The 17,733-nt window shown below is 66.8% G+C and carries 14 protein-coding genes and 1 riboswitch; of the genes, 11 read left to right on the forward strand and 3 right to left on the reverse strand.

The window, feature by feature from the left end:
* The first annotated feature begins 38 nt into the window (after window positions 1–38).
* Genes FHS79_RS02055 through gyrB form a run of 4 tightly spaced genes read left to right on the forward strand, consistent with a single transcriptional unit; the run spans window position 39 to window position 5,324 of the window.
* Window positions 39–980, forward strand: coding sequence for a VOC family protein (locus FHS79_RS02055; protein WP_184194589.1), 942 nt, complete (start codon window positions 39–41; stop codon window positions 978–980).
* Window positions 977–2,380 (forward strand): alpha/beta fold hydrolase, encoded by a 1,404-nt coding sequence (locus tag FHS79_RS02060; RefSeq protein WP_184194592.1) that lies wholly within the window; start codon window positions 977–979, stop codon window positions 2,378–2,380. The genes FHS79_RS02055 and FHS79_RS02060 overlap by 4 nt, the downstream gene beginning before the upstream one ends.
* Window positions 2,381–2,382: 2 nt before the next feature.
* The gene (locus tag FHS79_RS02065; protein ID WP_184194595.1) at window positions 2,383–2,862 is read left to right on the forward strand and encodes a DUF3598 domain-containing protein; all 480 of its coding nucleotides are present in this window, start codon (window positions 2,383–2,385) and stop codon (window positions 2,860–2,862) included.
* 50 nt (window positions 2,863–2,912) lie between these two features.
* A complete protein-coding gene (gene gyrB, locus FHS79_RS02070) occupies window positions 2,913–5,324 on the forward strand; it encodes a DNA topoisomerase (ATP-hydrolyzing) subunit B (protein WP_184194598.1) in 2,412 nt (803 codons plus the stop codon).
* A gap of 1 nt (window position 5,325) precedes the next feature.
* On the opposite strand, the gene FHS79_RS02075 is transcribed toward gyrB, so the two are convergent.
* The gene (locus tag FHS79_RS02075) at window positions 5,326–6,321 is read right to left on the reverse strand and encodes a protochlorophyllide reductase (RefSeq protein ID WP_184194600.1); all 996 of its coding nucleotides are present in this window, start codon (window positions 6,319–6,321) and stop codon (window positions 5,326–5,328) included.
* A gap of 57 nt (window positions 6,322–6,378) precedes the next feature.
* On the opposite strand from FHS79_RS02075, the gene mtnP reads away from it, so the two are divergent.
* The 7 genes from mtnP to FHS79_RS02110 all read left to right on the forward strand — a co-directional run bounded on the left by mtnP (window position 6,379) and on the right by FHS79_RS02110 (window position 14,249).
* Window positions 6,379–7,242 (forward strand): S-methyl-5'-thioadenosine phosphorylase, encoded by an 864-nt coding sequence (gene mtnP / locus FHS79_RS02080; protein ID WP_184194603.1) that lies wholly within the window; start codon window positions 6,379–6,381, stop codon window positions 7,240–7,242.
* A gap of 1 nt (window position 7,243) precedes the next feature.
* On the forward strand, window positions 7,244–8,095 hold the full coding sequence (locus tag FHS79_RS02085) for an alpha/beta fold hydrolase (RefSeq protein WP_184194606.1): 852 nt from the start codon (window positions 7,244–7,246) through the stop codon (window positions 8,093–8,095).
* A gap of 52 nt (window positions 8,096–8,147) precedes the next feature.
* On the forward strand, window positions 8,148–9,362 hold the full coding sequence (locus FHS79_RS02090; protein WP_184194609.1) for an acyl-CoA dehydrogenase: 1,215 nt from the start codon (window positions 8,148–8,150) through the stop codon (window positions 9,360–9,362).
* A gap of 66 nt (window positions 9,363–9,428) precedes the next feature.
* A riboswitch (cobalamin riboswitch) is annotated at window positions 9,429–9,632 on the forward strand.
* 165 nt (window positions 9,633–9,797) lie between these two features.
* The gene (locus FHS79_RS02095) at window positions 9,798–11,687 is read left to right on the forward strand and encodes a TonB-dependent receptor plug domain-containing protein (protein ID WP_184194612.1); all 1,890 of its coding nucleotides are present in this window, start codon (window positions 9,798–9,800) and stop codon (window positions 11,685–11,687) included.
* Window positions 11,684–12,520 carry an ABC transporter substrate-binding protein gene (locus tag FHS79_RS02100; RefSeq protein WP_184194615.1) on the forward strand — a complete coding sequence of 279 codons (837 nt, stop codon included), beginning with the start codon at window positions 11,684–11,686 and terminating at the stop codon, window positions 12,518–12,520. Before FHS79_RS02095 ends, FHS79_RS02100 begins: the two co-directional genes overlap by 4 nt.
* On the forward strand, window positions 12,517–13,482 hold the full coding sequence (locus tag FHS79_RS02105) for a FecCD family ABC transporter permease (RefSeq protein ID WP_184194618.1): 966 nt from the start codon (window positions 12,517–12,519) through the stop codon (window positions 13,480–13,482). The genes FHS79_RS02100 and FHS79_RS02105 overlap by 4 nt, the downstream gene beginning before the upstream one ends.
* Window positions 13,479–14,249, forward strand: a complete 771-nt coding sequence (locus tag FHS79_RS02110) for an ABC transporter ATP-binding protein (RefSeq protein ID WP_184194620.1) — start codon at window positions 13,479–13,481, stop codon at window positions 14,247–14,249. Before FHS79_RS02105 ends, FHS79_RS02110 begins: the two co-directional genes overlap by 4 nt.
* A gap of 70 nt (window positions 14,250–14,319) precedes the next feature.
* Here FHS79_RS02110 and FHS79_RS02115 read toward each other — a convergent pair whose 3' ends face one another.
* Both FHS79_RS02115 and FHS79_RS02120 read right to left on the reverse strand, forming a co-directional pair.
* Entirely contained in the window at window positions 14,320–16,416 is a 2,097-nt protein-coding gene (locus FHS79_RS02115) for a catalase (RefSeq protein WP_184194623.1), read from the reverse strand.
* Between the two features lie 736 nt (window positions 16,417–17,152).
* Window positions 17,153–17,733, reverse strand: a 581-nt coding sequence (locus FHS79_RS02120; RefSeq protein WP_184194626.1) for an IS3 family transposase, incomplete at its 5' end; no start/stop codon positions are given.

Genomic DNA, 17,733 nt, shown 5'->3' on the forward strand with positions numbered 1-17,733 from the left:
CGCTTGTGCCGGCAAAGTTGTCCGGACAAAGTGCGCGGATGAACGAACCGTTCGATACACTCGCTTTCGAGTCACCGGGCCGCATCTGCGCCGGCACCATTCTCTGCCCCGATCTGGCGGCGAGCGAAGCGGACTATCGGGACATTCTCGGGCTGGCGCTGGTCGATGACCGGCCGGTGTCGGGGGCGTTGGCGGCGAGCTGGGGGGCGCCGGCGATGGCCGGGCGGGCATGCCGGCTGCTGCGTGCCGAGAACGGGACGCCGTACCTTACCCGGCTGGTCGAGGGCAGCGCCGTGGCGGGGCATCGCCCGTTGCGGAGCTTCGGCTGGGCCGCTTACGAGCATACGGTCATGGACTGCGAGGCGCTGTTCGCGCGGATGCCCCACACATCACCATCAGGCTCCGGGTTCACCGTCATCGGGCCGCCGAAGCGGGTGCCGGGGTTCGACAATTTCATCCCCTTTCAGGTGACCGGGCGGGCAGGCGAGGTGCTGTATCTCAACCAGGTGCTGCAATCGCGGATGACCGGGCTCGACCTGCCGCGCACACGCGCCACCATGGACCAGATGTTCATCGCGGTGCTTGCTGCGGCCGACCGGGAGGCGACGCTGGCGTTCCACCGCGATGTGCTGGGCTTCGGCGAGGGCGAGACGTGGACGATCCCCTACAGCGTCATCAACAACAGCTTCGGCATGCCCTCCGATACGGTCACGGCGATGACGATGACCTGCACTGGCCGCATGCCGGCGTGCGAGATCGACCAATACCCCGCCGCCGCCACGCCGCGCGCCACCACGCCGGGCGAACTGCCGCCGGGCAATGCGATGGTGAGCTTCATCACCGATCGCTTCGAGGCGACGGCACCGCATTGGCTGGGGCCGGCGGTGCGCATCGACAATGATCTGTATCAAGGACGCCGCGCGGCAACCGTGCGAGGACCGGCGGGTGAGCTTATCGAGCTGATTGAAATGACGGCATGATCATCACCCGCCACTTCATCGACGTGACCGACCCCGATGGCAGCCGCCGGCGGGTGCATTATCGCCGCGCCGGAAGTGGGCGGCCGTTGCTCCTCATCCACCAGTCGCCGCGCTCCTCGGCCGAATATGAGCCGCTGCTCGAGCGTTGGGCGCCGCACTTCACTTGCCTTGCCCCCGACACGCCGGGCTTCGGCGAATCAGCGCCGCTCCCGCATGCGGCACCCGATGTGAACGCTTATGCCGATGCCGTATTCGCCTTCATGGATGCGGTGGGGCTGCCGCGCGCCGCCGCCTATGGCTTCCACTCCGGCGCCATTACCCTCATCACCGCTGCCCAGCGCGCACCGCAGCGCTTCTCCGCCATCGCCGCCGAAGGCTATGCGGTTTGGACCGATGCCGAGCGCGCCGACTTTGCCGCACGCTACACTCCGCCCTACACGTTGATGCCCTATGGCGAGCATCTGACCTGGACGTGGAGCCGCATCCGCGAGCAGAGCTGGTTCTTCCCCTGGTATGCCGCCGATGATGCGCACCGGCTGCCACGCGCGCACGACGATGTCGGCCATAACCATGCGATGGTGATGGACGTTCTCGCTGCCGGCCCCAGCTATGCGCTCGGTTATGGCGCCATGCTGCAGGCCCCGCGTGATCTGCCCGCACCCGGCGACCCCACGCCCCCCGTCCTCATCTCGGGTTATGACGGCGATCCGCTGCAGGCGCATATCGACAGGCTGGGGGACCTGCCGCCGGGCTGGGCGGCGGAGAAGCACAGTTCGCCCGCCGGTACCGAAGCAGCAGCCCTGGCGTGGCTGCAGGCGCGCGCCGAACCCGGCTTTCCACTGCCGCGCGCGCCTGATGACGAAGGCTATACAATGAACCAGCTGCACTGGCTGGGGGACCGGGGTGCGGGGCATGTCCACCTCCATGCGCCCGGCTCGGCGGCTGAGTTTGCGCATGTGCGGGGCCAGTTGACGCTCGATCTGCCCGGCCATGGGCTGAGCGTTCCTGAGGCGACCGATCCCGAGTTGATCTTGGCGCTGCTGGCGGAGGGGCTGGAGCCGCTGGCAACAGCCGCGATCACGCGTATCACCGGCGATGGCGCCAGCAGCATGCTCGCCGCCCGGCTCGCCGAACAGCTGCGCGTGACGCCCGACCCGATCATCCCGGGCCCCTGGCCGCGGCTGCCCGACCTGACCCCCGATCGCTTCGGCAGCCATCTTACCCGCGCCTGGAGCCATGCCCGCGCCGAAGCTGCGTTCGACCCATGGGATGCGCCGGGTGCCGCTACGGCCCGCACCATTCCGGCCGGCGCGCTCGACCCGGCCCGCCTGCACCGCCGCGCGCTCGCCTCGCTGCGCAGCCGCGGCGCCAACGCCATTTCACAAGCACTGGAGGACTGACGATGGGGATCAAGGAAGACATGCCGCTGCTGGCGCGCCATGAAGGTGTGTGGGAAGGCACTTACAAATATTACAATTCGGAAGGGTTGGTGGTGGACGAGCATGCCAGCCGGCTGTTCTGCCGCTTCAAGGACGATGCCGAATTTCCATACCACCAGACCAACCACTACACCTGGGCCGATGGCCGCACCGACATCCGGGATTTTCCGGCGCGCTACCATGACAAGCGGGTGTGGTGGGACAATGAGCTGATCCAGGGCTATGCCGCCGAAGTGGGGTTCGACGAACATGCCCGAACGGTGATGCTCTACTGGCAGCGCACCGGGGACCCGGAGCTGTATCTCTACGAGATGATCCAGATCAGCGACGACGGCCAGAGCCGTTGCCGCACATGGCACTGGATCCGCGCCGGCAAGCTGGAGACCCGCACTGCGATCGAGGAACGGCTGGTAACGCGCGATTGGGCCTCGCTGGAAGGCTGAATCACCACTTCCTTCTGTAACATTGCGGTTCCCCCCTCTATAGGGGTGGGATGAGCGACGACAGCAGCAATCCCGACAACGAATATGGTGCCGATTCGATCCAGGTGCTTCGCGGCCTGGAGGCGGTGCGCAAGCGCCCGGGCATGTACATCGGCGATACCGATGACGGCTCGGGGCTTCACCACATGGTGTTCGAAGTGTCGGACAATGCAATCGATGAATCGCTCGCCGGCTATTGCGACCGCATCGACATCACGCTCAACCCCGATGGCTCGGTGAGCGTCACCGACAACGGCCGCGGCATCCCCACGGGGATCCATTCGGAAGAGGGCGTGTCGGCCGCCGAAGTGATCATGACGCAGCTGCACGCCGGCGGAAAGTTCAACAACTCCGACGAGAACGCCTACAAGGTTTCGGGCGGGCTGCACGGCGTGGGGGTGAGCGTCGTCAACGCGCTGTCCGAATGGCTCGAGCTGACGATCTGGCGCGATGGTGCGGAGCATTGGATGCGCTTCCGCCACGGCGAGGCCGAGGCGCCGTTGAAGCGCACCGGCAATGCCGAGGGCCGGCGCGGGACGCGCGTCACCTTCCTGCCCTCGCCTGCCACCTTCAAGATCATCGAGTTCGACTTTGCACGGCTCGAGCACCGCTTCCGCGAGCTCGCCTTCCTCAATTCGGGCGTGCGGCTCTTCCTCAACGACGCCCGCCACGCCGAGCCCACGCAGGTCGAGCTCTATTACGAGGGCGGCATCGGCGCCTTCGTCCAGTATCTCGATCGTTCGAAGACTGCACTGTTTCCCGCCCCGGTGGCGATCACCGGGCGCGCCGGGGACATCGGCATCGAAGTCGCGTTGCAGTGGAACGACAGCTACCATGAGAATGTGCTGTGCTTCACCAACAACATCCCGCAGCGCGACGGCGGCACGCATCTGGCAGCATTCCGCGCCGCCCTCACCCGCACCCTCAACAATTATGCCGAAAGCTCCGGCCTGCTGAAGAAGGAGAAGGTGAGCCTGACCGGCGACGACATGCGCGAGGGGCTGACCGGCATCGTCTCGGTGAAGCTGCCCGACCCGAAGTTCTCGTCGCAGACCAAGGACAAGCTGGTATCGAGCGAAGTGCGGCAGCCGCTGGAAAGCCTGATCGCCGAGCGACTGGAGATCTGGCTGCAGGAAAATCCGCCCTCGGCGCGCGCGATCGTGAGCAAGATCATCGATGCCGCAGCAGCGCGCGAGGCCGCCAAGAAGGCGCGCGACCTGACGCGGCGCAAGGGCGCGCTCGACATCGCCTCGCTTCCCGGCAAGCTCGCCGATTGCCAGGAGCGCGATCCGGTCAAGTCCGAGCTGTTCCTCGTCGAGGGTGATTCCGCCGGCGGCTCGGCCAAGCAGGGGCGCAACCGGCAGTTCCAGGCGATCCTGCCGCTGCGGGGCAAGATCCTCAACGTCGAGCGCGCACGCTTCGACCGGATGCTCTCCAGCCGCGAGATCGGCACGATGATCCAGGCGCTCGGCACCGGTATTGGCCGCGACGAGTTCAAGCTCGAAAAGCTGCGCTACCACAAGATCGTCATCATGACCGACGCGGACGTGGATGGTGCGCATATCCGCACGCTGCTGCTGACCTTCTTCTACCGGCAGATGCCCGAGCTGATCCGCGGCGGGCACCTCTTCATCGCCCAGCCGCCGCTCTACAAGGTGGCGCGCGGCCGCTCGGAAGTTTACCTCAAGGACAATGCCGCACTGGAGGATTATCTGGTCGATGCCGGGCTTTCCGGGCTGATGCTGGAAACCGCCGCCGGCCCGCGCGGCGGCGAAGATCTGCGCGCACTCGTGGACCATGCCCGCCGCTTCCGCGCGCTGATGGACTATGTGCCACGCCGCTACCCGGCAATCGTCATCGAGGCGCTGGCGCTCAATGGCGCGCTGGCTCCGGGCATGAGCGCCGAGACGGCCCGCGCCGCAGCCACCGCGACCGGCGCCTGGCTGACCGAGGGTGATGGCGAAGGCGGGCTGTGGAGTGCCGAGCCGGGTGCCGAGGGCGGCTATCATGTGCGCCGCGATTGGCGCGGCGTTTCCGATCATCATGTCATCGACGCCGGCTTCATCCACTCGCCCGAAGCGCCGCGCCTGCACGCGCTGGCGGCACAAGAAGGCGGCACCTACACCGGCTTCGCCAAGCTCGGCGGAGCGCGCATCTCGCGGCCGTCCGAACTGCTGCAATCGGTGCTCGATGCCGGGCGCAAGGGGCTTTCGGTGCAGCGCTACAAGGGGCTGGGCGAGATGAACGCCGAGCAATTGTGGGAAACGACGCTCGACCCCGCCGCGCGCACGCTGCTGCGCGTGACGGCGGACGAGGCCGACCTTGCCGACGACATCTTCTCCAAGCTGATGGGCGATGTTGTGGAGCCGCGGCGCGCGTTCATCCAGGACAATGCGCTGAACGTCGCCAATCTGGACGTTTAGCTCAGGCCGCTTCGACCAGTGCCAGCGCCGGAAGCCCCACAAGCCCGGCGCTCAGATCCCACAGCCGCGCCGAGCGCCGGGCGTTCTCGGCCTTTGCCGACAGCGGCTGCGCGAACGGCTGCGCACCGGGCTTCTGGCGGTTGCCCCAGCTCCAGTGGACGCCCGAGCGGGTGAAGCCGGGATCGGCCACCACCTGCGCCACACGGTCCCCCGAGAGCGGCTGGCTGACATAGCCCTTGGTGATGTTCTTCTGGAACCAGGGGAAGATGCGCTGGAAGGCGGGCGGCGCGTGGCGGAACAGCGGTGTTTCGGCGACGCAGCCGGGATAAAGGGTGCAGAAGACGATGCCGGTGGCGGCGTGGAAGCGGCCGTGGAGCTCGCGGCTCATCATCATCAGCGCCAGCTTGCTGTCCTTGTAGGCCTTGCCGGGCTTGAAGGGCTTGCCGTCGATCATCGCCACCGGCGGCTTGAAGCCGGACTCGAAGCCGGCAAGCTCGCCGAGGTCCGCAGGCGCAGGGATGGGGATCTTGCCGCCGAACTCCTCCGAATTGGCGGTGACGGTGCCGAGCGTGACGAGGCGGCCGGTGCCGCGGCCGACGGTGGCATGCAGATCGGGCAGCAGCCGGTTGGCGAGGAGAAAGTGGCCGAGATAGTTGGTGGCGACGGCGAGTTCATACCCCTGTGCCGAGCGCATCGGCGCTTCGAGGCGCGGCATGTAGACGGCGGCATTGAGCACCAGCGCATCGAGGGGGCGCCCGAGTTTGCGCAACGCGGTGACAAAGGCCTCCACGCTGTCCAGGTCCGCCAGATCGAGGTGAAGCACGCTGTGACGATCGGCAGCGATGCCGGTGGCGGCCGCGGCGGCGTGGGCCTTGGCCAGATCGCGGCACGCCATGACGATGTGCCAGCCGCGGTCTGCCAGCGCCTTGGCGGCCCATAACCCGACCCCCGATGATGCGCCGGTGATGACTGCTGTCTGGTCGGGGTGGCTGGTCATGATCGGCATTTTGCCGCAGTTGCTTGGGCGTTGCAACATGGGCGGGCGGAGCGCGGAATGAACTGGAAATTGGGAATCATCGGCGGCTCGGGGCTTTATGCGCTGCCGGGCCTCGAAGGGGCCGAATGGGTGACGGTGGAGACGCCGTTCGGCGCGCCTTCGGACGCAGTGCTGACGGGCACCCTGCACGGAGTGCCGCTGGCGTTCCTGCCGCGTCATGGCAGGGGACACCGGGTGCCGCCGGGCGATCTCAATGCGCGCGCCAACATCATGGCGCTGAAGATTCTCGGCTGCACCGATCTGCTGTCGGTGTCGGCGGTGGGGTCGCTCGATGCCGACATGGCGCCGGGGGATTTCGTGGTGGTCGACCAGTTCATCGACCGCACCAGGGGGCGGCCGGGCAGCTTCTTCGGCCCCGGGCTGGTGGCGCATGTGCCGCTGGCAGACCCGGTGTGCCCGCGGCTGAGCGCAATGGCGGCTGCAGCGGCCCGGGCGGCGGGCGTGCGAGTGCATGACGCTGCGACCTATCTGGCGATGGAGGGGCCGCAGTTCTCGACGCGCGCCGAAAGCCGGCTCTACCGGCAATGGGGCGCGCAGGTGATCGGCATGACGGCGATGCCCGAGGCGCGGTTGGCGCGCGAGGCCGAGCTGCCCTATGCGCTGGTGGCGATGGTGACCGACTATGACAGTTGGCGAGAGGCCGATGACGTGGATATCGCGTCGATCCTGCGGGTGATGGCGGCCAATGCCGATGCGGCGCGGACGATGGTGGCCGGGCTTGTGCAGGCGCTTCCGGGGGTGCGTGCGGCGTCCCCGATCGATACCGTGCTCGATGTGGCGCTGATAACCGATCCGGCGGTTCGCGATGCGGCGCTGGTCGCGCGGCTGGCACCGATCCTGCGGCGGGTGACGGGAGGTTGAGATGCGACGGGTGAGGATCGGGCAAGGGTCGGCGCTGGTGTGGGACAGTGCGGGGACGGATGCGCCCTGGCTGCACTTCGGCCATGCCACCGGCATGCACGCGCAGCTCTATGCGGCGCTGCTGGACCCGCTGGCAAAGCACTTCAACATCATGGCGAGCGATGCGCGCGGCCATGGCGAAAACCGCCGCGCCGCCGAAGGGCCGGAGGCGATGGCGTGGGACCAGCTGGCCGGCGAGACGCTGGCGCTGATGGACTATATCCAGAAGGACCGGCCGTGGTGGCTGGTGGGGCACAGCCTGGGTGCCACCTGCGCGCTGATCGCGGCAGTGACGGCGCCGTACCGTGTGGCAGGGCTGGTGATGCTCGACCCGCCGTTCATTCCGTTTGCGCTGGCACGCGAAATGCGGGCGAAGGGGGAGATGCCGCAAAATCCGCTGGCGGATCAGTCGCGGCGGCGACGGGCCGATTTCGCCAGCCGCGAGGAGGCAATGGCGAGTTATGTCGGTCGCGGTGTGTTCCGGCAGTTTTCGGACGAAGACCTGCAGGCCTATGTGCAGGGCGGGTTTCGCGAGGTGAAGGGTGGCGTGCGGCTGGCGTGCCTGCCCGAGGCCGAGGCCTTGTGCTTCGAGGGGGTGCGGCTCGATGTCGAGGATTTGCTTGGTGCGCTGGCGCGGCCGTTCGTGCTGCTCGCCGGGGAGACGGGATCGACGGTGCCCGAGGAGGACTTTGCCGCATTTGCCGGGCATCCGCTGTGCGAGCGCGCCGAGCGGCTGCCGGGGACCGGGCATTTCCTGCCGCTGCAAGCGCCTGCGGCAGTGCGTGCGGCAATCCTTGCACTTTGCAAAGGGTGACGGACGCGGCGGCAAGGCCTATCCTGTGCCGGCTTGAAGCTGGAGAGATCCCATGAACATCCACGCGCCGATTGCCGCCGCCGAGACCGCCCCCGAATGGCCGCGCTTCGATTGGCAGGACCCGATGCTGCTCGAACAAAGCCTCGGCGAGGAGGAGCGGATGATCCGCGATACCGCGCGCGCCTTTGCCGACCAGCATCTTATGCCGGCGGTGAAGCTGGCGAACCGGCATGAGGACACCGATCCGCAGCTGATCCGCAAGTTCGGCGCGGCCGGGCTGCTCGGGCCGACGATCGATGGCTATGGCTGCGCGGGTGCGTCGTACGTGAGCTACGGCCTGATCGCGCGCGAGATCGAGCGGGTGGACAGCGCCTATCGCTCGGCGATGAGCGTGCAGTCGAGCCTCGTGATGTATCCCATTCATGCCTATGGCTCCGAGGCGCAGCGGCAGAAGTGGCTGCCGGGGTTGGCCAGCGGCGAGGTCGTCGGCTGCTTCGGCCTCACCGAGCCCGACGCCGGCTCGGACCCCGGCGGCATGAAGACCCGCGCGCGCGCCGTGGCCGGGGGCTATACGCTGTCGGGGGCGAAGATGTGGATCACCAATTCGCCGATCGCCGATGTGGCAGTGGTCTGGGCCAAGTGCGATGACGAGAAGATCCGCGGCTTTCTGGTCGAGCGCGGCGACATCGGCTTTTCCACGCCCAAGATCGAAGGCAAGTTCGCGCTGCGGGCCGGCATCACCGGCGAGATCGTGCTCGCCGATGTGCATCTGCCGGCCGAGCGGCTGCTGCCGGGCGTGGAGGGGCTGAAGGGTCCGTTCGGGTGCCTCAACAATGCGCGCTACGGCATCGGCTGGGGGGCGATGGGGGCGGCGGAGTTCTGCTGGCATGCAGCCCGGCAGTACACGCTCGACCGCAAGCAGTTCGGGCGGCCGCTGGCGGCAACGCAGCTCGTGCAGAAGAAGCTGGCGGACATGCAGACCGAGATCACGCTGGGGCTGGTGCTGGCGCTGCAGGCGGGGCGGCTGATGGACGCGCACAAGCTGGCGCCCGAGGCCATCTCGATCCTGAAGCGCAACAATTGCGGCAAGGCGCTGGCGATTGCCCGCGAGGCACGCGACATGCACGGCGGCAACGGCGTGTCGGATGAATATCATGTCATCCGCCACGCGATGAACCTCGAGGCGGTGAACACCTATGAGGGCACGCATGATGTGCATGCGCTCATCCTCGGGCGCGCGCAGACGGGGATCCAGGCGTTCTTCTGACGGCGATCGACTGCGAAAGATATTTTTCTGCGGCCTGAAATGCTTGCCCTTTCCCCCGCATCGGCATAGCGGGGCTTTGCGACAGGTTCCCAGAGATGGGACTAACAGGGAACCCGGAAGCAGGCTGACCGCCTGTAGACCGGGGCTGTGCCCGCAACTGTGACCGGCGAGCGGTCGCTCCACATGCCACTGGCAGCGCAAGCTGCTGGGAAGGCGGAGCGGACGCGATGACCCGGGAGCCAGGAGACCTGCCTGTCGCGGTCGGTCCTTTGTCCTGACGGGGTGTTCGGGATGATCGAGGGGTTCCCCTCGCGTGACGACATCGAAGGAGGTGGCGTCAAGTGAAGGGCATGTTCCGTTTCGCTGTCTGCAAGACCGTGCTCCGGCCTGGCCCCGAACGCGCGCTCGCCTCCGCTTGTCCCGACAGGAGGTTCCATGCGCTATACTTTGACTTTTGTTCTGCTCGCCACCCTCGCCGCACCGGCACTGGCGCTCGACGCGCCCGACACCATCGTCGTCACCGCCAACCGCACCCCGCAGCCGCTGTCGCGCGTCGGCCAGACGATCAGCATCGTTGATTCGGCCGAGATCGCGCGCCGCCAGACGGCCAATGTCGCCGATATCCTGCGCACGCTGCCTGGCGTGGCGATCGCCCGCAACGGCGGCATCGGCACCACCGCATCGGTGTTCATCCGCGGGGCGGACAGCGACCAGACGGTGACGCTGATCGATGGCGTGAAGCTCAACGATCCGGCGTCCCCAGGCGGCGGCTTCAACTTCGGCAATCTGCTGGTGGGCAATATCGACCGCATCGAGGTGCTGCGCGGCTCGCAATCGGTGCTCTGGGGCAGCCAGGCGATCGGCGGGGTCATCAACATGATCACCCGCCAGCCGACCGATGCGCTCGCCTTGAATGCGCGCGGCGAATATGGCTATCGGGACACGGGGCAGCTCGTTGCCAATGTTTCGGGGCGAGCGGGGCCGTTGTCGGCAAGTGCGGGCGCCGGCTATTTCCGCACCCAGGGCATCTCCGCCTTTTCCGAGGCGCGCGGCGGCACCGAGCGCGACGGCTATGAGAATTACGGCGCCAATGCCAATTTCAACCTCGCCTTGTCCGACAGTATTTCCATCGACGCGCGCGGCTGGCTTTCGCGCGGCGATGTCGGCAGCGACGGCTTTCCCCCGCCGAACTTCGCGTTTGCGGACACGCTCGACACGTCCACGACCCGCGAGATCGTGGCCTATACCGGGATCAATGCAGCGTTTCTCGATGGCCGCTTCCGCAACCGGCTGGGGTTTGCCTATACCGACACCCGCCGCCGCAACTTCGACCGGGACATCGAGACCTTCGCCAGTGTCGGGCGCAACGAGCGCTTCGAGTATCAGGGCGTCTTCGACATCAGCGACGGCTGGCAGGCAACGGCGGGGCTGGAGCGCGAGACCTCGCGCTTCAGGACGACGAGCGGCGGTGCGCCGACCATCGGCCGCGCGCGGCTCGACAGCATCTATGGCCAGCTCGTGGCGACCCCGCTGAACGGGCTGACGCTGACGGGCGGGCTGCGCCATGACGAGCATGATCGCTTTGGTGGCGCCACCACCTTCGGCGGCAGCGGTGTCTATACGCTCGCGGCCACCGGCACGACGCTGCGCGCCAGCTATGCCGAAGGCTTCAAGGCGCCATCGCTGTTCCAGCTGCAGAGCGATTTCGGCAACCAGCAGCTGCGGCCGGAACGCTCGAGAGGCTGGGATGCCGGCGTAGCCCAGAGCGCGCTCGATGACACGCTGGACGCGAGCATTACCTACTTCAAGCGCAACACCAGCGACCTGATCGTCTTCGTTTCGTGCCCGCAACCGCCTGCGGGCATCTGCATCGACCGCCCGTTCGGCACCTATGACAATGTGGCAGCGGCACGCGCCGAGGGGGTGGAGATCGCGCTGGGGCTGCGCCCGGTGGAGGCGCTGCGGGTCCAAGCCAACTATACCTATACCGATGCCACCAACCGCTCCCCGGGCAATGCCAGCTTCGGCAAGCAGCTGCTTCGGCGCCCGCAGGACAGCGTCAGCGCTCTCATCGATTATCGCTGGCCGTTCGGGCTGGAGACCGGCGCCACGCTCACCCATGTCGGCCGCACGTTCGACAATGCCGCCAACACCACACGGCTCGAAGGCTATGTGCTTGCCGATCTGCGGGCGGCCTTTCCAATCGGGCGCGGCATCGAAATCTATGGCCGGATCGAGAACCTGTTCAACGAGCGGTACGAAACCGTGCTGCTCTATGGGCAGCCGGGCCGCGCCGGCTATGCCGGCGTGCGGATGCGGCTTTGAAGGCGGAGCACCTCTACCGGCTCGCCGGGGCAGCGCTGCTGGCGCTTGCCCCGGCGCCGCCAGCTCTCGGCGCGGCGCCGGTGCGGGTCGTGTCGATCAACCCCTGTGTCGATGCGATCCTGATGCATGTCGCCGACCCTTCGCAGATTGCCGGAATCAGCCATTATTCCAGCGATCCGCGCGCCAGCTCGATCACGCCGGCGCAAGCGGCGCGGTTCGTCGCCACGTCGGGCACCGCCGAGGAGGTTGTGGCGCTGGCACCCGATCTGGTGATTGCCAGCCCGCATGTCGCCCCGTCCACCGTGGCGGCATTGAGGCGGATGGGGGTGAGGCTGCTCCAGCCGGGGGTACCGGCGAGCGTTGCCGAGAGCCAGCGCCAGATCATGGAAATCGCCGGCGCTGTCGGCCATGCCGACCGGGGGGAGCGGCTGAATGCGCGGATCGATGCAGCATTGCGCGGCGCGCGGACTGCAGGACCAGCGGTGCCGGCGCTCATCTGGCAGGGCGGCGGGCTCGTGCCGGGCGAGAACACGTTGGCGAGCGAGCTGTTGCGCACAGCCGGCTTCCATAACCTCAGCCGCGATTATGGCCTGAAGGACTGGGATGTGCTGCCGCTCGAGCATCTCGTCGCGCGGCCACCGGCGGTGCTTTTTTCGGTGGGCGCCTTGCGCGGCGAGGACCGGATGCTTGGCCATCCGGCGGTGAAGCGACTGGCGCGCGACATGGCCGTCCATCGCTTCCCCGAGCGGCTGCTGCAATGCGCCGGCCTGACGATCATCGATGCGATGACCACGCTCGCCGCCGCGCGGCGGCAGCTCGCCCGGCAGCGATGAGCCGCGCCCGGATCCTGCTGCTGCTGGCAGCCCTTGTTGCGGCCATGCTGCTGTCCCTGCTTGCGGGCAAGGTCTGGGTGCCGCTGTCGGCCTGGACCGACGACGACCCGCGCTGGCTGATCATTGCCGAGCTGCGAATGCCGCGCACAGTGCTCGCGGCGCTGGTGGGGGGTGCCCTTGGCCTTTCGGGGGCGGCGATGCAGGGTTATCTGCGCAATCCGCTCGCCGACCCCGGCTTGTTCGGCGTGTCCGCCGGAGCGGCGCTGGGGGCGGTGATCTCGCTGTTCTTCGGCTATGCAGCGGCGGCCTGGATGCTGCCGACCTTCGCCCTTGCCGGCGCCGGTATTTCGATGGCGCTGCTGGCGCTGCTCGTGGGGCGCTCGGGAAGCCTGCTGGTGTTCACGCTTGGTGGCGTGATCCTCTCCAGCATTGCCGGCTCGATGACCGCTTTGGCGATCAGCCTGGCGCCGACGCCCTTCGCCACGTCGCAGATCATCACCTGGCTGATGGGGGCGCTGACCGACCGCAGCTGGGATGATGTGCGGCTGGCCGCCGTGCTGATCGCCATCGGCGCGGCGGTGCTCGCCTTTACCGGCCGGTCGCTCGATGCGCTGACGCTGGGGGAGCCGGCGGCACGGTCGATGGGGGTCGATCCGCTGCGGCTGCAGGTAATGATCGTGGTCGGCGTCGGCCTGTGTGTTGGGGCGTCGGTGGCGTCGGCGGGGATCATCGGCTTTGTCGGGCTGGTGGTGCCGCATCTGGTGCGCCCGTTCACCGGCCACCGGCCTTCGTCGGTCCTGCTCCCCTCGGCGCTGGGCGGGGCGCTGCTCCTCGTGGTGGCGGACAGCCTGGTGCGCGCGGCTCCCACGGTGAGCGAGCTGCGGCTGGGGATCGCGATGTCGATGCTCGGCGGGCCCTTCTTCCTGGGGCTGCTGCTGCGGATGCGGCGGCAACTGCCATGACGCTGCAGGCGCAGGACCTCACCCTGGCGCTCGGCGGCACGCGCGTGCTCGATGGGCTGAGCGCCGGTTTCTTGGCCGGGCAGGTGACCGCCGTGCTGGGGCCGAACGGTGCGGGCAAATCGAGCCTGCTCGCCTGCCTCGCCGGGCTGCGCGCGCCCGATTCGGGCATGGTGCTGCTGGGCGGGGTGCCGCGTACCGACATCCCACGCCGCGACCTTGCAAGGCGGATCGGCTTCCTGCCGCAGACGGCCGATGTGAACTGGGATGTCGATGTGGGCACGCTGGTGGCGCTGGGGCGGTTTCCGCACCGCGGCCGCTGGGGGGAGACCGAGGCCGACCGGGCGGCGATTGCCGCGGCGATGGCAGCGACCGATGTGGCGGCGCTGTCGGGCCGGGTCGTCAACAGCCTTTCCGGCGGCGAGCGCGGCCGGGTGCTTCTGGCGCGGGTGCTGGCCGGAAGCCCGGAGTGGCTGCTGGCCGACGAGCCGCTGGCCAGCCTTGATCCGGCGCATCAGCTCGATGTGCTCGATTGCCTTCGCGGCATTGCGGCGCGGGGTGCCGGGGTTATCGTGGTGCTCCACGATCTCAACCAGGCGGCGCGCGTGGCGGATGCGGTGGTGCTCATGCGTTGCGGGCGGATCATCGCCCATGGTCCGCCGGAAGCCGTTCTGACGCCGGCGTTGATTGCCGAAACCTATGGGGTGTCGGCGCATGTCGGGCATACGCCGGACGGGCAACGGTTCATCATTGCCACCGGGCGCTGCTGACAGCTCGGCCGCGATCGGCGGGCATGCCAGCCATCGACCGGGCATGCCCGGCCGATGACTGGCCAGTCCATCAGAAGACCGTGCGCACGTTCTGTTCACGCTCCCACACGCGGCCGTTGCTCGCGGCGTCGATGAAGGGCTGTGCCTCGCCATCGAGCAGCACGATGCCGGCGTCCTCGTCGACGCCCGCCACATCGAGCAGTGCGGCGGCATCGGCATTGTACCCGATGACCTTCAGGTGCGCGAAGGCATCATGCACCCAGGCAACGGCTGCAGCTTCGACCGACAGGATGGCCGCACCGTCTTCGGTGGCGATGACCGTCACCGCATCGAACAGCACCGAGGGGCCTCCAGCGAGCTGGTGGTCGGCCTTCAATTGGCTGCCATCGTCGAGCGTGACCCCGCCGATGGTGGGGCAGACGATCTTGAGCTGGGCATCGACTCCGGCCACGGCGTCGAACAACGAGCCCACCAGTGCTGCACTGGCGCCTTCGGTCACCAGGGCCGCCAGCATGCGGCCCTTGAGCGGCGGCAGGGCGCGCGCAAGGATCGACAGGCTGGATGCGGGCTCGAGATCCCCGCGTACGGGCACCGCGGGCTGTGCCGGCACGATATCGAGATCATGGCCGAGGCCGGCCGCCACCCGCTCACCGATCTCCTCTTCGATGGTGTACAGATGGCCGAGCATCGTGCTGCGCACCAGATCGGATTCGACCTTCGACAGTTCGAAGATCAGCGCTGCCACGATATGGTCCTGCTCGGGCACGGTCTGGCTGATGAAGAACTGCCGCGCCTGGCTGTAGTGATCGGCAAAGGTCGGCGAGCGTTCACGCTGCTTTTCGCCGGACATCGGCGAGGGGAAGCTCCGAAAACCCTTGTCATGGCTTTCGCGTGGGCCGCTCGGATCGAGCAGGCTGGGGGTGTAGGTCACCCGCTGCGGCTGCACGAACGTCTGCATATGGCCATCCCGCTGCATGTTGGCGAACGGGCATTTGGGGGCGTTGATGGGGATCTGGTTGAAGTTGACCGACCCGAGGCGGCTCAGCTGCGTGTCCAGATAGGAGAAGTTGCGGCCGTGCAGCAGCGGATCATCGGAGAAATCGATTCCGGGGACGAGGTTCTGCGTGCAGAACGCCACCTGCTCGGTTTCGGCATGGACATTGGCCGGATTGCGGTCGAGCACCAGGCGGCCGATGACGCGGAGCGGCACAACCTCTTCGGGGATCAGCTTGGTCGAATCGAGATGGTCGAAATCGAAGCCTGCTGCCTCTTCTTCCGAGAACAGCTGCACGCCGAGCTCCCATTCGGGATAATCACCGTTGTCGATGGCGTTGTAGAGATCGCGTCGGTGGAAATCGGGGTCGGCACCGTTGATCTTCACGGCCTCGTCCCAGATCACCGACTGCAAGCCGAGCTTGGGAGTCCAGTGGAACTTGACGAAGGTCGACTTGCCTTCCGCATCGACGAGCCGGAAGGTGTGGACGCCGAAGCCTTGCATCATGCGCATCGAGCGCGGGATGGTGCGATCCGACATCTGCCACATCACCATGTGCATCGCCTCGGGCGTCATGGCGATCCAGTCCCAGAAGGTGTCGTGCGCCGATTGCGCCTGCGGGAAGCCGCGATCGGGCTCTTCCTTCACGGCATGGGCAAGATCGGGAAACTTCATTGCATCCTGGATGAAGAACACCGGGATGTTGTTGCCGACCAGATCCCAATTGCCCTGCTTGGTGTAGAATTTGACCGCAAAGCCACGCACATCGCGCGCCAGATCGGCCGAGCCGCGATTGCCGGCGACGGTGGAAAAACGCACGAACACCGGCGTCTTTTCGCCGACTTCGCCAAGCACGAGAGCCGTGGTGAGATCCGACAGCGAGTCGGTAAGTTCGAAATAGCCATGGGCGGCGAGGCCACGCGCGTGGACGACCCGCTCGGGAATGCGCTCGTGATCGAAATGGAAGATCTTCTCGCGAAGCACCATGTCTTCGAGCAGCACCGCGCCGCGAGGACCGGCGCGCAGGCTGTTGTGATCATCGGAAATCGGCATGCCATGGTTGGTGGTGAGCACGGCCTGGCCCGGCGCAGCCACCTGATGGACCTCGCCCCCCTCGCCGGTGTGAAGGGTCGGCTGCTGTTGATCGGAAACCTCTTTGGTCTTGCTTGCCATGAATCAATTCCTCTTCGACGCGCGGGCTGCACGTCATGTGAAAGAGCAACCAATCCGGCTGGGGGGCGTTCCTCCCGGCGCAAAAGAATCGGACCGGCGATGCGGGGCGGGAATTGCATGCGGGACAGGCGCATCGCGCTGCACCCGGCCGGATCTGTGGCGAGGGCAAGTGGGGGAGGGGGTGTCTTTCGAACCTAATCCTTAGCAGACTCATAATGACAGATAATATTGTTTGATCCATGAGCAATACCCCATTTTATACCCCCATTATCGGCTGGCTCTTCCGTTATCCTTGTAAGCAGAACAACCGGTGCCGGTTCAAGAAATGGGTATACGGGCGGGCAAGTGGCGGTTTTGGAAGAAGCGCGTATCCGGTCGCGTTGAGCCTCGCTTGAACGCTTTCCACATCGTTGGCCTGCCGTGGGATCAATATTTGCGGTTCATAGGTGTGGCCGATCAGCCCACGGTGGAACATATATCCGCTGAAGGTTACCGGATTAACTGGAACAGGAGTTCCAGTGCGCCGGCTGACTTGCACGGCGTGGCTGTCAGCTGTGCAAGCGCGTTCGGAAGAGCCCGCCGCAATTTCCGACATTCGTGCACCGATAAAACCGTTGTTGCGACACAGTGCCTGAGGGAAATGACCGAAGGCCCCGCTCCGGCATTTGCCGGAGCGAAGCATCTGTCGCAGATGGTATGAACCGCGCCGGGTTTGCCGGAGGCTGTTTGGTTTGAGTCACGCGGCGATAGCCGCTCCGTTGATCGTCGCATAGTAGCGTACCTCTGCTTCTGCGGGCGGGATGTTGCCGATGGGCTCGAGCAGCCGGCGGTGATTGAACCAGTCGACCCATTCGAGGGTCGCATATTCGACGGCTTCAAACGATCGCCATGGACAACGGCGGTGGATGACCTCGGCCATGTAAAGGCCGTTGATCGTGTCGGCCAAAGCGTTGTCATAGCTGTCGCCGACGCTGCCGACCGACGGCTCGATACCGGCCTCGGCAAGACGTTCGGTGTAGCGGATCGAGAGATATTGGCTGCCGCGGTCGGAGTGATGGACGAGGCCGCCGCTGCGCGCTGGCTGGCGTGCATGGAGCGCCTGCTCCAGCGCATCCAGGACGAACCCAGCATGCGCTGTGCGCGATGCCCGCCAGCCAACGATGCGACGGGCGAATGTGTCGATGATGAACGCCACATAGACGAACCCGGCCCACGTCGGGACGTAGGTGAAGTCCGAGACCCACAGCATGTCGGGTGCTGGCGCGTGGAACTGCCGGTTGACCCGGTCCAGCGGACACGGCGCCGAGCGATCGCTGA

This window comes from Polymorphobacter multimanifer, assembly GCF_014205635.1.
In the GTDB taxonomy this organism is placed as follows: Bacteria; Pseudomonadota; Alphaproteobacteria; order Sphingomonadales; family Sphingomonadaceae; genus Sandarakinorhabdus; species Sandarakinorhabdus multimanifer.

Bases quoted from the DNA above. Each gene is read 5' to 3' on its own strand.
- FHS79_RS02055 (WP_184194589.1), top strand. From the start codon at position 39: ATGAACGAACCGTTCGATACACTCGCTTTCGAGTCACCGGGCCGCATC.
- FHS79_RS02060 (WP_184194592.1), top strand. From the start codon at position 977: ATGATCATCACCCGCCACTTCATCGACGTGACCGACCCCGATGGCAGC.
- FHS79_RS02065 (WP_184194595.1), top strand. From the start codon at position 2,383: ATGGGGATCAAGGAAGACATGCCGCTGCTGGCGCGCCATGAAGGTGTG.
- gyrB (WP_184194598.1), top strand. From the start codon at position 2,913: ATGAGCGACGACAGCAGCAATCCCGACAACGAATATGGTGCCGATTCG.
- FHS79_RS02075 (WP_184194600.1), bottom strand. From the start codon at position 6,321: ATGACCAGCCACCCCGACCAGACAGCAGTCATCACCGGCGCATCATCG.
- mtnP (WP_184194603.1), top strand. From the start codon at position 6,379: ATGAACTGGAAATTGGGAATCATCGGCGGCTCGGGGCTTTATGCGCTG.
- FHS79_RS02085 (WP_184194606.1), top strand. From the start codon at position 7,244: ATGCGACGGGTGAGGATCGGGCAAGGGTCGGCGCTGGTGTGGGACAGT.
- FHS79_RS02090 (WP_184194609.1), top strand. From the start codon at position 8,148: ATGAACATCCACGCGCCGATTGCCGCCGCCGAGACCGCCCCCGAATGG.
- FHS79_RS02095 (WP_184194612.1), top strand. From the start codon at position 9,798: ATGCGCTATACTTTGACTTTTGTTCTGCTCGCCACCCTCGCCGCACCG.
- FHS79_RS02105 (WP_184194618.1), top strand. From the start codon at position 12,517: ATGAGCCGCGCCCGGATCCTGCTGCTGCTGGCAGCCCTTGTTGCGGCC.
- FHS79_RS02110 (WP_184194620.1), top strand. From the start codon at position 13,479: ATGACGCTGCAGGCGCAGGACCTCACCCTGGCGCTCGGCGGCACGCGC.
- FHS79_RS02115 (WP_184194623.1), bottom strand. From the start codon at position 16,416: ATGGCAAGCAAGACCAAAGAGGTTTCCGATCAACAGCAGCCGACCCTT.